Annotated in this window: 14 protein-coding genes and 1 pseudogene; 10 read left to right on the top strand and 5 right to left on the bottom strand. The window is 68.7% G+C overall.

Features of this window, described 5'->3' with window-relative positions; translation table 11 throughout:
• Positions 1-2 precede the first annotated feature (2 nt).
• From mlaD to ACQY9P_RS07230, 5 genes and pseudogenes are all read left to right on the top strand, one after another.
• Complete coding sequence (mlaD, locus tag ACQY9P_RS07210; protein ID WP_421739925.1) at positions 3-530, top strand: outer membrane lipid asymmetry maintenance protein MlaD; 528 nt, start codon at positions 3-5, stop codon at positions 528-530.
• A 1-nt stretch (position 531) separates the two neighbouring features.
• Complete coding sequence (locus ACQY9P_RS07215) at positions 532-1,320, top strand: MlaE family ABC transporter permease (RefSeq protein ID WP_421739924.1); 789 nt, start codon at positions 532-534, stop codon at positions 1,318-1,320.
• Positions 1,317-2,087: an ABC transporter ATP-binding protein gene (locus ACQY9P_RS07220; protein ID WP_421739923.1), complete on the top strand. Its 771-nt coding sequence runs from the start codon at positions 1,317-1,319 to the stop codon at positions 2,085-2,087. The genes ACQY9P_RS07215 and ACQY9P_RS07220 overlap by 4 nt, the downstream gene beginning before the upstream one ends.
• Entirely contained in the window at positions 2,077-2,535 is a 459-nt protein-coding gene (locus tag ACQY9P_RS07225; protein WP_421739922.1) for a hypothetical protein, read from the top strand. Before ACQY9P_RS07220 ends, ACQY9P_RS07225 begins: the two co-directional genes overlap by 11 nt.
• A gap of 17 nt (positions 2,536-2,552) precedes the next feature.
• Positions 2,553-2,642, top strand: a pseudogene (locus tag ACQY9P_RS07230) (hypothetical protein); the annotation flags it as partial.
• 39 nt (positions 2,643-2,681) lie between these two features.
• Here ACQY9P_RS07230 and ACQY9P_RS07235 read toward each other — a convergent pair.
• Positions 2,682-3,578 (bottom strand): hydrogen peroxide-inducible genes activator, encoded by an 897-nt coding sequence (locus tag ACQY9P_RS07235; RefSeq protein WP_421739921.1) that lies wholly within the window; start codon positions 3,576-3,578, stop codon positions 2,682-2,684.
• 124 nt (positions 3,579-3,702) lie between these two features.
• On the opposite strand from ACQY9P_RS07235, the gene ahpC reads away from it, so the two are divergent.
• The 3 genes from ahpC (at position 3,703) to ACQY9P_RS07250 (ending at position 7,580) form a co-directional block, all read left to right on the top strand.
• Positions 3,703-4,266 (top strand): alkyl hydroperoxide reductase subunit C, encoded by a 564-nt coding sequence (gene ahpC / locus ACQY9P_RS07240; RefSeq protein ID WP_421739920.1) that lies wholly within the window; start codon positions 3,703-3,705, stop codon positions 4,264-4,266.
• A 158-nt stretch (positions 4,267-4,424) separates the two neighbouring features.
• Positions 4,425-6,014 carry an alkyl hydroperoxide reductase subunit F gene (gene ahpF, locus ACQY9P_RS07245; protein WP_421739919.1) on the top strand — a complete coding sequence of 530 codons (1,590 nt, stop codon included), beginning with the start codon at positions 4,425-4,427 and terminating at the stop codon, positions 6,012-6,014.
• 180 nt (positions 6,015-6,194) lie between these two features.
• The gene (locus ACQY9P_RS07250) at positions 6,195-7,580 is read left to right on the top strand and encodes an intermediate filament-like cell shape determinant CreS (RefSeq protein ID WP_421739917.1); all 1,386 of its coding nucleotides are present in this window, start codon (positions 6,195-6,197) and stop codon (positions 7,578-7,580) included.
• An 81-nt stretch (positions 7,581-7,661) separates the two neighbouring features.
• On the opposite strand, the gene ACQY9P_RS07255 is transcribed toward ACQY9P_RS07250, so the two are convergent.
• The 3 genes from ACQY9P_RS07255 to ACQY9P_RS07265 form a co-directional block, all read right to left on the bottom strand.
• Entirely contained in the window at positions 7,662-8,189 is a 528-nt protein-coding gene (locus ACQY9P_RS07255; protein ID WP_421739916.1) for an SRPBCC family protein, read from the bottom strand.
• A gap of 77 nt (positions 8,190-8,266) precedes the next feature.
• A complete protein-coding gene (locus ACQY9P_RS07260; RefSeq protein WP_421740141.1) occupies positions 8,267-9,235 on the bottom strand; it encodes a TraB/GumN family protein in 969 nt (322 codons plus the stop codon).
• 164 nt (positions 9,236-9,399) lie between these two features.
• On the bottom strand, positions 9,400-11,550 hold the full coding sequence (locus tag ACQY9P_RS07265) for a M3 family metallopeptidase (RefSeq protein WP_421739915.1): 2,151 nt from the start codon (positions 11,548-11,550) through the stop codon (positions 9,400-9,402).
• A gap of 223 nt (positions 11,551-11,773) precedes the next feature.
• Here ACQY9P_RS07265 and ACQY9P_RS07270 point away from each other — a divergent pair, with 223 nt between their 5' ends.
• Positions 11,774-12,625, top strand: coding sequence for a glutamate racemase (locus ACQY9P_RS07270; RefSeq protein WP_421739914.1), 852 nt, complete (start codon positions 11,774-11,776; stop codon positions 12,623-12,625).
• Between the two features lie 10 nt (positions 12,626-12,635).
• Here ACQY9P_RS07270 and ACQY9P_RS07275 read toward each other — a convergent pair whose 3' ends face one another.
• On the bottom strand, positions 12,636-13,529 hold the full coding sequence (locus ACQY9P_RS07275) for an alpha/beta fold hydrolase (RefSeq protein WP_421739913.1): 894 nt from the start codon (positions 13,527-13,529) through the stop codon (positions 12,636-12,638).
• A 328-nt stretch (positions 13,530-13,857) separates the two neighbouring features.
• Here ACQY9P_RS07275 and ACQY9P_RS07280 point away from each other — a divergent pair, with 328 nt between their 5' ends.
• Positions 13,858-16,290 (top strand): DNA translocase FtsK 4TM domain-containing protein, encoded by a 2,433-nt coding sequence (locus tag ACQY9P_RS07280; RefSeq protein ID WP_421739912.1) that lies wholly within the window; start codon positions 13,858-13,860, stop codon positions 16,288-16,290.

The raw sequence follows: 16,290 nt of genomic DNA on the forward strand, positions 1-16,290 counted from the left end.
CCATGAGTTCGCGCGAACAATGGGCCGAAACCGGCATGGGTATCGTCGTCCTGGCGGTGGCCGGAGCGTTCCTGACCTATTCCCTCAGCGTCGGCGGCGTGAAGATGAAGCCCGGCGGCTATGACGTCACGGCCAGGTTCGGCCAGGCCGGCTCCCTGGCCCCTGGCGCGGCGGTCAGCGTCGCGGGGGTCAAGGTCGGCACGGTCTCGGAAATCACCCTGGATCCCAAGACCTATCTGGCGGTCACCAGGCTTCACCTGGACCCGACGGTGAAGCTGCCGTCGGATTCCACGGCCAAGATCACCAGCGACAGCCTGCTGGGCGGGGTCCACGTGTCGATCGCGCCGGGCTCGGCGCTGGACGACCTCAAGCCCGGCGGCGAGATCGACAACACCCAGGGCGCCGTCGACCTGTTTGGCCTGATCGGCCAGGTGGTGCGTCCGCAGAGCGCCGAGCCGCCCGCCGCCGCTGCTGCTGCTGCGCCGACGCCCGCGCCAAATCCCGCCACCGTCGCGCCCGAGTCCTATTGAGATGGCCGACGCCCACGCCGTGAACCCGGTGCGCAGACTGGGGCGGTCGACCCTGTCCGGCCTGCAGATGGTGGGCTCGGTGGGCCTGTTCGCCCTGCGCGGGACCATCGCAGCCCTCACCCCGCCGTGGTTCGGCGGGCAGACGGCGCGGCAGCTGGTGGCCATCGGCTTCTTCTCCCTGCCCGTGGTCGGCCTGACGGCGGTGTTCACCGGCGCGGCCCTGGCCCTGAACATCTTCACCGGCGGCGGGCGCTTCAACGCCGAGCAGGTGATGCCGCAGATCGTGGCCCTGGGGATCACCCGCGAACTGGGGCCCGTGCTGGCCGCCCTGATGCTGGCCGGACGGGTTTCGGCCGCCATCGCCGCCGAGATCGGGGCCATGCGCGCCACCGAGCAGATCGACGCCATGCGGACCTTGTCGACCGACCCCTACCGCTATCTGGTCGCGCCCCGCCTGCTGGCCGCGACCCTGATGCTGCCGTTGCTGACCGTGATCGCCGACATCATCGGCATCGCCGGCGGCTGGCTGGTGGCGGTGAAGATCCTGCACTTCAACCCGACCATCTATGTGCGCAACACACTCGACTTCATCCAGGCCTGGGACGTCGTCTCGGGCCTGATCAAGGCCGCCGTGTTCGGCTTCATCGTGGCGCTGATGGGCTGCTACCACGGCTACAACGCCTCGGGCGGCGCGCGCGGCGTGGGCCGGGCCACCACCCACGCGGTGGTGTCGTCGGCCATCCTGATCTTCGCCTCCGACTATCTCCTCACGACCCTGTTCAGCACATGACCGACATCGCTCCCAAACTGCACTGGAAGGGCGTCAGCAAGCGCTTCGGCGGCCCGGCCGTGCTGGACGGGCTGGACCTCAGCGTCGCGCCCGGCCGGTCGCTGGTGATCATCGGCGGCTCGGGCCAGGGCAAGTCGGTGACCCTCAAGACCGCCCTGGGCCTGGTGCGACCCGACGCCGGCGAGATCCTGGTGGACGGCTTCAACACCGTGAACCTGAACGAGGGGGCGCGGCGGGAGCTGTTTTCCAGCGTCGGCGTGCTGTTCCAGGGCGCGGCCCTGTTCGACAGCCTCAGCGTCTGGGAAAACGTCGCCTTCCGCCTGATCAACGCCGACGGCGTGCCGCGCAAGCAGGCGAAAGCCATGGCGATCGAGGCCCTGTCCCGCGTTCGCCTGGGCGCCCAGGTCGCCGACCAGTATCCGTCCGACCTGTCGGGCGGCATGCAGAAGCGCGTCGGCCTGGCCCGCGCCGTGGTCGCCAGCCCCCAGATCCTGTTCTTCGACGAGCCGACCACGGGGCTGGACCCGATCACCGCCGCGGCGATCAACGAGCTGATCGTCGACCAGGTGCGCGACCTGGGCTGCACGGCCATCTCGATCACCCACGACCTGGCCTCGGCCCAGACGATCGGCGACGACATCGCCATGTTGCACGGCGGCAGGATCGTCTGGCATGGTCCGGCCGCCGACCTGAAATCGGCCGACAATCCTTATGTCCGCCAGTTCGTCGACGGACGCGCCGAGGGACCGATCGCCAATGTGGTCTAGGACGACAGCGGCCGCGACGCTCGCGGCCCTGACACTCGCGGCGCTGGCCAGCCCGGCGCCGGCCCAGGACTTCGTGCGGGCCGACTGCCGCGACTACGCCACCGCCAACCCGGCGGTGTACGACACGCCCGAGCACCAGCGCTGGTACAAACGGTTCTGGACCGGCGACTGCGAGAAGCTCAGCTTCTGCTTCCCCGGCTCGCCCAACTGGAACGACATCGTCGCCAAGCTGGTGGCGCGGGGCGGGCCCGCGGAGCGCCCGATGCTGCTGCCCAAGGCCTGCCGGCTGGGCCGGCTGATCGGGCTGGAATGGTCGCGCGAGAAGAAGATCCGCCGCATCGACACCACCGACCTGAAAACCTTCAAGACGATGCTGGAAGCCTCCGGCGACGCCCTGCGCGGCGTCGAGCGGGTGGAGGTCTCGGCCCAGACCAAGCTGAAGCGTTAGGCCGCAAACTTTCTGATCAAAATCCTTGTCATCCCGGCCGTAGCGAAGCGGAGAGCCGGGACCCAGGGGCAACCGCGTTGCGACGGCCCCTGGGTCCCGGGTCGGCTACGCCGCCCGGGATGACAAGAGTTTTGTTGGATCCAGCTTCAGGCCGCCTGCAGGGTCTCGGCCAGCAGCCGACCCTCGGCCGCCCGGGTCGAGCCGGCGCGCCAGGCCACCACGATCTCGCGGCTGGAATGTTCCGAGGTCAACGGCCGCACCGTGACGGCGGCGTTGTCGGTCAGGCCGGCCTGCACCGCCATCGACGGCAGGAACGACACGCCCAGGCCAGAGCCGATCATCTGCACCAGGGTGGGCAGGGAGGTGGCCGCGAAGCTCTCTTCATCGCCGACCCCCTTGGGCGGCTCCAGTCCGCAGGCGGCCAGGGCGTGGTCGCGCAGACAGTGGCCATCTTCCAGCAGGATCAGGTCGTCGCCCGACAGGCTGTCGGGATCGACCCGCGCCGACGCCGCCATCGGATGGTTGGCCGGAGCGGCGGCCAGCAGTTCGTCATCCTCGACATGGGCCCAGTCCAGGCCCGACATGTCGTAGGGCAGGGCGATCAGGGCGGCGTCCAGCGCGCCGGCCTTCAGGCCCGCGATCAGGCGCTGGGTCAGGTCCTCGCGCAGGAACAGGCGCAGCTTGGGGAAACGGTCGCGCAGCAGGGGCAGGGCGCGCGGCAGCAGATAGGGCGCCACGGTGGGGATCACGCCCAGCCGGAACCGGCCCGCCAGCGGCAGGCCCGCGCCGCGCGCCGCCTGCACCAGATCCTCGGTGCGGGTCAGGATGTCCTGGGCCCGGCGCACGGCCTCCTGGCCGGCGGCCGTCAGGATCACGCCCGAGCGCGCCCGATCGACCACCGGCGCGCCCAGGATCTTTTCCAGTTCCTGGATCCCCGCCGACAGGGTGGGCTGGGTGACGTGGGCGCTCTCGGCGGCCCGGCTGAACGAGCCGTGCTCGGACAGAAGCTTGAGATATTGCAGCTGGCGCAGGGTGGGGAGCATGGATCCCATATAGGCGCATCAGGCCGCCGCGCATAGAGACAGCCTATCCACAGCAATGATTTAATCGATTGGACCTATCGATCGTCGCTGGGTACATAGGCTCCACCATTTACGGGAGCACTCCATGTCCTTGATCAACACCCCCATCAAACCCTTCACGGCCGAAGCCTTCAAGGCCGGCAAGTTCGTCACCGTCAGCGACGCCGACCTGAAGGGCAAGTGGTCGGTCGTGTTCTTCTATCCGGCCGACTTCACCTTCGTCTGCCCGACGGAACTGGAAGACCTGGCCGACAACTACGCCGAATTCCAGAAGCTGGGCGTGGAGATCTATTCGGTCTCGACCGACACCCACTTCGCCCACAAGGCCTGGCATGACTCGTCGGAAGCCGTCGGCAAGATCGGCTACACCATGGTCGGCGACCCGACCGGCACGATCACCCGCAACTTCGACGTCATGATCGAAGAGGTCGGCCTGGCCGATCGCGGCACCTTCGTCGTCGATCCGGACGGCAAGATCCAGATCGTCGAGATCACCGCCGGCGGCATCGGCCGCGACGCGAGCGAGCTGCTCCGCAAGGTCAAGGCCGCCCAGTACGTCGCCTCGCACCCGGGCGAAGTCTGCCCGGCCAAGTGGGAAGAAGGCGAAAAGACCCTGAAGCCTTCGCTCGACCTCGTCGGCAAGATCTAACGTCTAAAGACCGTCGCGAGCCCTGAAGGTTCGCGATCCGGCGTCGCCGCCCGCTCACCGTCTCCCCACGGAGCCGGCGGCGACGCCCACTTTCTCTCTCGAAAAATTCCACGCGTTCCCCCCGACGGGAGAATTGCGCCTTCCATCCGGAGCCCGCCATGTTGGACGACAGCCTGAAGACCCAGCTGACCGCCTATCTGCAGAACCTGCGTCAGCCCATCGAACTGGTCGCCTCGCTGGGCGAGGGCCAGGGCTCCAAGGACATGCTGGCGCTGCTGCAGGACGTGGCGGCGACCTCCGACAAGGTGACCCTGAACCTGACCGGCGACGACGCCCGCAAGCCGTCGTTCGCCATCACCCGCGCGGCGGGCGACGCTTCGGTTCGGTTCGCAGGCCTGCCGCTGGGCCACGAGTTCACCTCGCTGGTGCTGGCCCTGCTGCACGTCGGCGGCCACCCGCCCAAGGTCGACGCCGAGGTGCTGGACCAGGTCCGCGCCCTGCAGGGCCCGTTCCACTTCGAGACCTATTTCTCGCAGAGCTGCCAGAACTGCCCGGACGTGGTCCAGGCGCTCAACACCATGGCCGCCCTGAACCCCAACATCACCCACGTCGCGATCGACGGCGCCCTGTTCAAGGACGAGGTCGAGCAGCGTCAGGTGATGGCCGTGCCGACCATCCTGCTGAACGGCCAGCCCTTCGGCCAGGGCCGCATGGACCTGGAACAGATCCTGGCCAAGCTGGACACCGGCGCCGTCGACCGCATGGCCGAGAAGATCCGGGCCAAGGACGCCTTCGACGTTCTGGTGATCGGGGGCGGCCCCGCCGGGGCGGCCGCGGCGATCTACGCCGCTCGCAAGGGCATCAACACCGGCGTCGCGGCCGAGCGCTTCGGCGGCCAGGTGCTGGACACCATGGCGATCGAGAACTTCATCTCGGTGCAGCACACCGAAGGCCCCAAGCTGGCCTCGGCCCTGGAGCAGCACGTCAAGGAATACGACGTCGACATCATGAACCTGCAGAAGGCGGTGGGCCTGGTTCCGACCAAGGTTCCCGGCGGCCTGATCGAGGTGAAGCTGGAAAACGGCGCCAGCCTGAAGTCGCGCAGCGTGATCCTGTCCACCGGCGCCCGCTGGCGCAACGTCAATGTGCCCGGCGAGAACGAATACAAGAACCGGGGCGTGGCCTATTGCCCGCACTGCGACGGCCCGCTCTACAAGGGAAAGCGCGTGGCGGTGATCGGCGGCGGCAACAGCGGCGTCGAGGCGGCCATCGACCTGGCCGGCATCGTGGCCCACGTCACCCTGATCGAGTTCGACAGCCAGCTGCGGGCCGACGCGGTGCTGCAGCGCAAGCTGGCCAGCCTGCCCAATGTGACCATCGTGACCTCGGCCATGACCACCGAGATCCTCGGCGACGGCGCCAAGGTGACCGCCCTGACCTACAAGGATCGCAACAGCGACGCGGTCCATCGCGTGGATCTGGAAGGCGTGTTCGTGCAGATCGGCCTGGTGCCCAACACCGAATGGTTGAAGGACAGCGGCGTGGCCCTGAGCAATCGCGGCGAGATCGAAATCGATCATCGCGGCGAGACCTCGATCCCCGGCGTCTTCGCCGCCGGCGACGCCACCACCACGCCCTACAAGCAGATCATCATCGCCATGGGCGAGGGCTCCAAGGCCGCGCTTTCGGCCTTCGACTACCTGATCCGCCTGGATCCAGCGCGTCCGGCGGAGCAGGCGGCGGCCTGATCTTCAGGCTTTTCGGGACCTTGCGATTCGCACCCCGCATTGGGCGGGGTGCGACGTCTGCGCCCTCGACATTCGACTTGACCTTCCGCTACTTTGTTAACTTCTGGAAAAGAGATTCGGTGCCAGCCGGCGACCAGCCGCGCGAGCTTTCCGATACCTCGGGTTGAGAAGGTGGGCGAGATGAGGCTGCTGTCCAAGAACGTCCGTGACGACAAGTCCGGCAAGGCCCCCAAGCCGGCCATGCTGGTCGAAGGCGTCGGACGTCCGGAGGGCGCTGATCGCCTGATCGAGTCCACCCAGGCCATCGGCGTCCGCTACGAGACGATCCATGGCGGCCTCGACAGCATCGCCCGCGTCGTCGAACACCTGCGCGCCATCGAGCCGCTGCTGTCGGAGATCCGCCAGCCGGTCGCCGAGGAGTTCGAAGCCCGCCGCGCCGAGCACGCCGAGCTGATCGCCCTGCGCGCCAATTACGAACAGGCGCTGCGCCAGGTCGCCGCCGCCCAGACCGAAGAACGCGAACTCAGCGCCCGCCTGGCCACTGCGGAAGTCGCCCTCAGCGAATCCGACGCCCGCCGCCAGGCCCAGGACGCCACCCTCGAAGACAACGCCCTCGAGATCGACCGCCTGCGCAACGGCCTGCTGCAGTCGGAACTCAAAGTCGGAAATCTCGACGCCTCCCTGCGCGACTCCACCGCCCGGATCGAGCATCTGGTGCAGGATGTCGAAACCCTGCGCGCCCAGAGCCAGGACATCGACACCCGTCGCGGCGAAGCCGAGGCCGCCCTGGCTCGCGCCAGCCAGGAAAACGCCCTGCTGACCGAGGAAGTCGTCACGCTGAAGAAGCGCGTCGATCAGGCCGGTCTGGACGTGGCCCGCCTGTCGCGCATCGAAACCGACCTCGAAGCCCAGATCGCCGCCGAGCGCGCGCGCATCCAGGCCACCGAGAACGCCCTGGCCGTGCACCAGGCCGACGCCGGCCGCACCATTCGCGGCCTGGAAAGCCAGGTCGAGGCCGGCCGCGCCGAGATCTCGGCCCTGCAGACCCGTCTGGAAACCGCTTCGGGCCGCGCCGACAAGCTGGAAGAGATGAACGGCCAGATCGCCCAGCGTCTAGCCGAATCCAGCGCCCAGCAGCAGGCCGTCGAACGCCGCGCCGGCGACCTCAATGTCGCCCTGGAACGCGCGCTGGACCGCATCCGCTCGCTGGAAGACGAAGCCGAAACCCTGCGTCAGCGCCATGCCGGCGTCGACACCGCCCGCGCCGCCGCCATCGAGCGCGCCGACCAGCTGGCCAAGGGCGCCGTCACCCACGACAAGGCGCTCAAGCGCGCCGAGGAACGGGCTCTCCAGCTCAAGGCCCGCATCGAAGCCCTGCAGGAGTCGCACGATCTGTCGCGTCGCCAGCAGGACGAGAAGGTCGTCGAGCTGCAGGCCCAGATCGACCGCCTCACGTCCGAGGCCGCCCTGGCCGAAGGCGCCCTGGAAGCGGCCCGCCGCGACCGCTCGCGCCTGCAGATGGCGCTGCTGGGCGCCACCGAGGACGACGTGGCGCAAGCCAGCTGATCCGAAGCGATCAGAGCTAAAATCTTGTCATCCCGGGCGGCGTAGCCGACCCGGGATGACAAGTAATTTTGCCGCACCCGCTTATTCCGGCTTTCCCGTCTCGACCTGGGCCTTCAGCCGCGTGACCTGCTGGCCGATGACGCCGTCGACCGGCGCGGCGATCTTGTCGAGCCCGCCCCGGAAATAGCCACCCACGTCGTAGGTGACCGTCAGCCGGGTCTTGCCGTCCGTCTCCGCGAGCAGGAAGGCCAGATGGCCGGTCGCGCCGCTGCTCTGCAGCGGTCCCAGCGCCCCGAACAGCACCAGCTTCTGGCCCGGAACGGCGTTGACCGTGCTCATGTGCAGCACCGAGCCGCCATTGGGTAATTTCTCGCAGAAGCAGCCGCCCGACGCCGCCGCCAGCGACAGATTGGCCGCCGAGCCGGACCAGGTGTGGGCGCCGCTCCACCAGGTGGCGGGCTGGACGATCGTGGCCCAGACCCTGGCGGCCGGCGCGGCGATCTCGACCTCATGCCGGACCTCGAAACCGTTGACGGCGGCGTCGACCACCTCGGCGCGGGCGCTGGTGGCGGCCAGGGCCAGGACGGCGGCGGTGATCCAGATCTTCATGTGGCGAGTCCCCCGTGTGGGCGGCGAGGTTCCCGCCGGCGCGGGAGCCCGTCAAGCCGGCGCGCCTCGTCCGCGCGTCAGTCCGGCGGCGAGGTGATCACCGCGCCGCCCGCCTTCAGCCGGTCCAGCACGCCGTTGGCCGGCAGCAGATAGGCCAGGTCGACCACCGCCACGGTGACGCCGCCCTTGTTCAGCGCGTCGGACAAGGCCGAAGCCGACTGGCCGATCTGCTGGGCCAGCAGGGCCGCGCCGCCGGGCGAGCGGGCCAGGCACCGCTGGGCGGCGCTGGTCGAATAGCGGGCCCGCACGCTGGCCAGGTCGCCCCGCGCCCAGTCGGCGCCGATGGTGGTCGGACGGCCGCCCTCGTATTCCAGCTCGTCCAGCGCATCGCGCAGGCAGGCCAGCTGGGCGTCCGGCGACAGTTTGGCGGCGCTGCCGACCACCGCGCTCATCCGGTACTGGCCCACGGCCCTGACCTTCAGCTTCCGGGCCCTGGCCATGCGCTCGATCGTGCTGACCGGCTTGGCCTCGGACAGGCCGGCCGCCTGGCGGAAGTCCGACAGCAGCAGGAAGCCGGCGACGGCGGGCTGCCAGTTCTTGTAGTCGCCGGCCCCCTTGCGGGCGCGGGTGCGGGCCGAGACAAAGCGGGCCTTCAGGTCCGGCGGCAGCTCGTCTTCCAGCTTGTCGCCCAGGCCCTGGCGCAGGCCGCCGCCGCCCTTGAGCACGAAGCCGGCGATTTGCGCGGGCCCGACCGAGGCCTTGGGCGGGATCAGCAGCACGTCGGCCTGGCCCAGCGCCCGCTCCAGGCGCGGACTTTTCCAGGCCAGCTGGTGGGGCAGGGGGGTGGCCGCGCCGACCACATAGAGTTTGCCGCCGCCCTTCTCGACCAGCCAGATCGCCGGCCCGGGCGCGCGGGCGACGACCAGAAGTTCCTCGACCACCGCGCTGCCGGGCTCCTGCGCGGTGGGGGCGAGGTCGACGGTCTGGGCGTGGGCGGCGGCTGAGAGCGTCAGCGCAAGCGCCAAGGCGGATAGGGCGTTCTTCAGGTTACACCTCGCAGCGTGCGGTCCTTTCCTTCTCCCCTTGCGGGAGAAGGTGTCATCCGAAGGATGACGGATGAGGGGTCGCGCGGGACAGGCCCAGAAACCCCTCACCCGACCCCGGCTTTCGCCGGGGCCACCCTCTCCCGCAGGGGGAGAGGGCAAGGTCATCAGGCCCCCGGAGGCACCGGGAACCCGCGGTCGCGCATCAGGGCGCCGATCTTCACGTCGCGGCCGCGGAAGGCCTTGAACTGGTCGACCGGATCCACCGAATTGCCCTTCGACATGATCGTCTCATAGAGACGCTTGGCCGTGGGCTTGTCGTAGAAGCCGCCCGGCGCCTCCTGGAAGGCCTCGGCCACATCGGCGGTCAGGGTGTCGGCCCACAGATAGCTGTAATAGCCGGCCGAATAGCCGTCGCCCGAGAACACGTGACCAAACTGCGGCGTGCGGTGCCGCATGACGATCTCCTTGGGCATGTTCAGCTTGGCCAGTTCCTCGCGCTCGAACGTGTCCGGATCGATGTCCACGTCGCCGGCCAGGTGCAGCTTCATGTCGATCAGGGCGCTGGCCAGGTATTCGGTGGTGTCGAAGCCCTGGTTGAACTTGTCAGCCGCCTTGATCTTGTCGACCAGGGCCTGCGGGATCGGCTTGCCGGTCTGGTAGTGGACGCAGAAGGTGTTGAGCACCTCCTTGGTCGGCAGCCAGTGCTCGTTCAGCTGGCTGGGGAACTCGACATAGTCGCGCGCCACATTGGTGCCCGACACCGACGGATAGGTCGCGTTGGCGTTCAGCCCATGGATGGCGTGGCCAAACTCGTGGAACAGGGTGGTGGCGTCATCCCACGAGATCAGCACCGGCTCGCCGGGCTTGCCCTTGATGAAGTTGGAGTTGTTGGACACGATCGTGGTGATCTCGCCCCCCGCCTTGGCCGAGAACCGCTCCTGGGTGCGGTAGGCGTTCATCCAGGCGCCGGAGCGCTTGCCCTCGCGGGCATAGGGGTCGAAGTACCACAGGCCCACATGCTTGCCGTCGCGAGTCACCTCGTAGACGGTCATGTCTTCCTGGTAGACCGGAACGCCCTCGACCTTCTTGAACTGGAAGCCGTACAGCTGGCCGGCGGCCCAGAACATGCCCTCGCGCAGCTTGTCCAGCTGCATGTACGGCTTCACCTCGTTCATATCGAGGTCGTACTTCGCCTTGCGGACCTTCTCGGCATAGAAGCGATAGTCCCAGGGCTCGATCTTGAAGCTCGCCCCCCCGGCTTTGGCGTCCTGGTCGACGATCGCCTGCATGGCCGCCACGTCGATGGCCACCTGGGCGATGGCCGGGGTCCACACCGCCTCCATCAGGCCCATGGCGTTTTCCGGCGTCTTGGCCATGGCGTTCTCGAGGCGCCAGTGGGCGTGGGTCTTGAACCCCAGCAGCTTGGCGCGCTCGACCCGCAGCTTCAGGATCTTGCCGATGATGGCGTTGTTGTCGGTGGCGCCGCCGTTGTCGCCGCGATTGACGAAGGCCTTCCAGACCTTCTCGCGGGTGGCGCGCACCGGCGAATAGGTCAGGTAGGGGTCCACGCTGGAGCGGGTGTTCACGATGATGAACTTGCCCGGCATCTTGCGCTGGGTCGCGCTGGAGGCGGCGGCGGCCTTGAGCGAGTCCGGCAGGCCGACCAGATCGGCGTCCGTCAGTGTGATGAAGGTGTTCTCGTCGGCCAGCAGGTTCTGGCTGAACTTGGTGAACAGGCCGGCCAGCTCGGTGTTGATGGCGCCGACCCGGGCCTTGGCCGCCGGGTCCAGCTTGGCGCCGGCCCGCACGAAGTTGGTGTAGTAGATCCACAGCACGCGCTGCTGCTCGGGCGTCAGCTTGGCCTTGTCGGGCGAATTATAGACCGTCTCGATGCGTTTGAAGAGCGCGGGGTTCTGGTTGATCTTGTCCTGCAAGGCCGAGAGCCTGGGGTCCATCTCGGTCTCGACGGCCTGGAACTCCGGCGAGCTCATGTTGCCGCCCCAGATCCCGTAATAGCAGTAGAGGTCGGCCAGGGTCCGGCCGCTGTCTTCCAGCGCCGCGATGGTGTTGTCGAAGGTCGGGGCGGCCGGGTTGGCGGTGATCGCGTCGATCTCGGCCAGGTTCCTGGCCATGGCCGCTTCGAGGGCCGGCTTGAAGTCGGCGACCTTGACCTTGTCGAAGGCCGGCACGCCGCCGAACGGACCGGTCCACTTGGCCAGCAGGGGATTGGTCTCGGCGGCCATGGTCATGCTCGGATTGAGGGTCGCGGCGACGCCGGTGGCGGCGGCCGAAGCGAGAAAGGTGCGACGTTGCAAGGTCTGGACTCCAAAACGTGAACCCGAAACCTAAGGCGCCGGGCGACCAACATGTAAGGGTTTTCGCGCGGAGATGCTCATTGGACCGGCGTTTGGCGGCAGGATCGGCCGCGATCACGGCGAGACGGAGGCGTTCCTTGCAACCCGATCCCAAGGCGTCTGGATCAAGATTCCGACGCCCGCCGCGTGGACGAGGCCGTGTGGGCGCGCTAAAGCCGGGGGCATGTCCATCGGCGTCTTTGACTCCGGCGTAGGCGGCCTCAGCGTCCACCGCGCCCTCGTGCAACGCCTCCCGCAGGCGGATTTCACCTATCTGGCCGACCAGGCCAACGCGCCCTATGGGCTGCGGTCCGGCGAGGAGATCGTCGACCTGACCCGCGCCGGCTGCGAGCGGCTGTTCGACACCGGCGCCAGCCTGGTGGTCCTGGCCTGCAACACCGCCAGCGCCATCGCCCTGCGCCGCCTGCAGCAGACCTGGCTGCCCGGCTATCGCAAGGCGCTGGGTCGCCCGGTCAACGTGCTGGGCATCATCGTGCCCACCATCGAGGCCGCCACCGGCCTGCCCTGGGAGCACGAGGCCGAGCGCCGCGGCGACAAGGTGGAGCAGCTGGACGTGCTGGGTGTGTTCTCCACCCCGGCCACGGCCCGCTCGCGCGTCTATGAGATCGAGATCGACAAGCGCAAACAGGACCTGGCGGTGTTTTCCCAGCCCTGTCCGGACCTGGTGCCGATGATCGAGGCCGACGCCGGCGCGGTCGAGCTGGCCCAGACCGTCGACGGCTATGTCCAGGCGCTGAAGACCCGCATCGGCCGCTTCCCGGACCGCGTGGTGCTGGGCTGCACCCACTACGAGATCATCGCCGACATCTTCCGCGCCGCCCTGCCGGCCGGCACCCCGCTGATCCAGCAACCCACCGCCACGGCCGACGCCCTGGAGCTCTATCTGGAACGCCATCCGGAGCTGGACCCCGGAACCGGCGGCTCGCGAACCTTCCTGACCACCGGCACCCCGGGCCCGCAGAACGGCCTGGTCGAAAGCTTCTGGGGCGGCCCGCTGCGGCTCGAGGCGGCTTAGGCGCGGCGGTCTACCGACGGGCTCTGGCCGTCCGGTCGATGGCCTCGGCGACAGCGGCGTACAGTTCGGCCGGAAGGTCGTGCCCCATGCCCCCCATGAGCATCAGCTCCGCGCCGGGGATCGAGGCGGCCGTATCCTCGCCGCAGGCCGGCGGAAAAAGCGGATCATCGCTGCCGTGAATGACCAGCGTCGGCGCGGTCACCGTCGCGAGTCGCGGCCGCCGATCGCCGGCCACGGCGATCGCCGCGATCTGCCGCCCGAAGCCCTGGCGATCGCCGGCGCGACGCATCTCCTCGACAATGAGACGACGGGCGGCGGCCTCATCGAACGGGTACCCGCCGCCGGCGATGCGGCGCGCGAAGGCGAGGCCATGCGCCACATATCCGGCTTCATCCAGGACGGGGTCAGGAGCAGGGCCGGCCATCATCGCCATGACGTCCGGCGCGGGCGGCGGCAGCGCGGAATTGCCGGTGCTCGACATGATCGAGGTCAGGGACATGACGCGCTCGGGATGCTCACACGCCATGATCTGGGCGATCATGCCGCCCATGGATCGACCCACGACATGGGCTCGGCCGATGGCCAGGGCGTCAAGCAGCCCAACCGCATCGGCCGCCATATCGTAAAGCGTGTAGGGGACGTCCGGCAGTCGTCCGGCCCCGAGCGCGGCCGCCAGGTCACCGAAATCCGGCGGGGCGCGGCCACTGATATGCGTCGAGCCGCCGGCGTCGCGATTGTCGAAACGGATCACATGATAGCCGCGCGCCGCGAGTTCGAGGCAGAAGGGCTCGGTCCATCGGATCATCTGCGTACCCAATCCCGCGATCAGCAGAATGGTCTCATCGGACGGCGCGCCGAACGCGTCGCAGGCCAGTTCGACGCCGTTGGTTTCCAAGCGCTTCATCGCTGGCTTCTCCTGAAGTCCCGACAACCGAGCGGAGGGACGCCAGTTTATTTACCCGGATAAAAACCATAGTCAATATCGCCCGGGTAAATATAAATGCGGCGCGTACGGGCTCGAGTGGCGTCGGGGCTGTCCCAAGCCGTGATCAACGAAGCGAGGCTGTTGATGCGCGCGCTCGGCGACGGGCGATTTCGACCCCGCGCGCCCCTTCGCCCAAACCGCGACTTTCTGAATCGCGCGCAAACGAACGCCGTAAACGCCCCTTAACCCTCTTCAGGCACAACATCGCGGTTCCACAGTTCGATACCCGGTGTTTTCGGAGAGTTTCATGGCGCGAGCGGCGCGGCGTACGACGGCGGAGCTCCTTTGGGATGCGGTTCGCTACGGCTGGGCCCAGCCGTGGTCGGCGCGGTTCCGCGGCGGCGTGATCACCGTGGTCGGCGCGGGTCTGCTGCTGGCCGTCGCCACCTATAACGCCGCCGACCCCAGCCTGAACGCCGCCACCGGCGTCGAGGCCACCAACGCCCTGGGCGGCGCGGGCGCCGCCGTGGCCGATATCGTCATGCAGTCGCTGGGTCTGTCGGCCTGGGGCGCGGCCCTGCTGATGCTGGTGTTCGGCGTGACCCGCGTGTCGCAGGCCGATCCCTCCGCCGAGCGCGAGGACCTGCGCCTGCGGGCCCTGGCCGGCGTCGGCGGCCTGCTGGCCCTGGCCGGCGTGCTGTCGGCCCCGCGTCCGCCGGCCGCCTGGCCGCTGGAAAAGGGCCTGGGCGGGTTCTGGGGCGACGGCCTGCTGCACCTGCTGGCCGGCATCTTCCATTTCGCCCGCATCCCCGGCGCCACCCTGATCGCCGCCCTGCTGCTGGCGGTGCTCGCCGCGATCGCCCTGGGCTACGCCATCGGCTTCCGCCGCTTCGACCCCGAGGCCATCGCCGACGCGGTGGGCGGCGTGCTGCAATCGCGCGAACGGGCCGAGCCCGAGCCGGTGGCCGCGCCGGCGCCGAAGCCGGCCCGCGCCCGCAAGACCGTCGAGACCCCGGTGCCGCCGCGTCGTCCGGCCCGCCCGGAAAACACCCCGCCCGAGCAGGCCTACACCCCGCCCGTTGCGCCGGCCCCCGAGGTCGATGACGAGGACGAAGGCGCCTTCGAAGAGCCGATCAGCGCCCGCCCCCTGGCCATCGCCAAGCCCAAGGGCGCCACCAAGGACAGCGGCCGCGAACAGCGCGAGCAGCAGAAGACCTTCGACTTCACCCATGAAGGCGGCTTCCAGCTGCCGGAACTGGCCATGCTGGCCAAGGCCAAGCCGCGCTCGTCGGAGGTGGACGCCGCCGCCCTGCGCCAGAACGCCCGCCTGCTGGAAAGCGTGCTGGCCGAGTTCGGCGTCAAGGGCCAGATCGACCAGATCCGTCCCGGCCCCGTGGTCACCATGTACGAGCTGGTGCCGGCCCCGGGCGTCAAGACCGCCCGCGTCGTGGCCCTGGCCGACGACATCGCCCGCTCGATGAGCGTGATCTCGTGCCGCGTGGCCGTGGCCCAGGGCCGCAACGCCATCGGCATCGAAATGCCCAACTCCCGGCGCGAGACGGTCTATCTGCGCGACCTGTTGTCCAGCAACGACTACGAGAAGACCAATTCGATCCTGCCCATGGCCCTGGGCGAGACGATCGGCGGCGAGCCCTATATCGCCGACCTGGCCAAGATGCCCCACCTGCTGATCGCCGGCACCACCGGCTCGGGCAAGTCGGTGGGGGTCAACGCCATCATCCTGTCGATCCTCTACAAGCTGCCGCCCGAGAAGTGCCGCTTCATCATGGTGGATCCCAAGATGCTGGAGCTGTCGGTCTATGACGGCATCCCGCACCTGCTGGCGCCCGTCGTGACCGATCCCAAGAAGGCCGTCGTGGCGCTGAAGTGGACCGTGCGCGAGATGGAGGACCGCTATCGCCGGATGTCCAAGATCGGCGTGCGCAACATCGGCGGCTATAACGAGAAGGCCAACGAAGCCCTGGAAAAGGGCGAGCACTTCGAGCGCACCGTGCAGACGGGCTTCGATGACGCCGGCCGCCCGATCTACGAGACCGAACAGATCCGCCCCGAGGCCATGCCCTATCTGGTCGTGGTCATCGACGAGGTCGCCGACCTGATGATGGTGGCCGGCAAGGACATCGAAGGCGCCGTCCAGCGCCTGGCCCAGATGGCCCGCGCCGCCGGCATCCACCTGATCATGGCCACCCAGCGCCCGTCGGTCGACGTCATCACCGGCACCATCAAGGCCAACTTCCCCACCCGGATCAGCTTCCAGGTGACCAGCAAGATCGACGCCCGCACCATCCTGGGCGAGCAGGGCGCCGAGCAGCTGCTGGGCCAGGGCGACATGCTCTACATGGCCGGCGGCGGCCGCATCACCCGTCTGCACGGTCCGTTCGTCAGCGACGCCGAGGTCGAGACCGTGGCCCGCTTCCTGCGCGATCAGGGCACGCCCAACTATCTGGAAGAAGTCACCGCCGGCGGTGACGAGGAACAGGAAGAGGCCATCGAAGGCGCCTTCGCCGGCGAGGGCGGGGCCAACGACCTCTACGACCACGCCGTGGCCGTGGTCACCCGCGACCGCAAGGCCTCGACCAGCTACATCCAGCGCCGCCTGCAGATCGGCTACAACCGCGCCGCCTCCCTGATGGAGCGGATGGAAAAGGAAGGCGTCGTCGGCGCCGCCAACCACGCCGGCAAGCGCGAGATCCTGGCTCCGCCGCCGCCGTCGCTGTAA

It is taken from the genome of Caulobacter sp. (assembly GCF_965279145.1).
Lineage (GTDB): Bacteria > Pseudomonadota > Alphaproteobacteria > Caulobacterales > Caulobacteraceae > Caulobacter.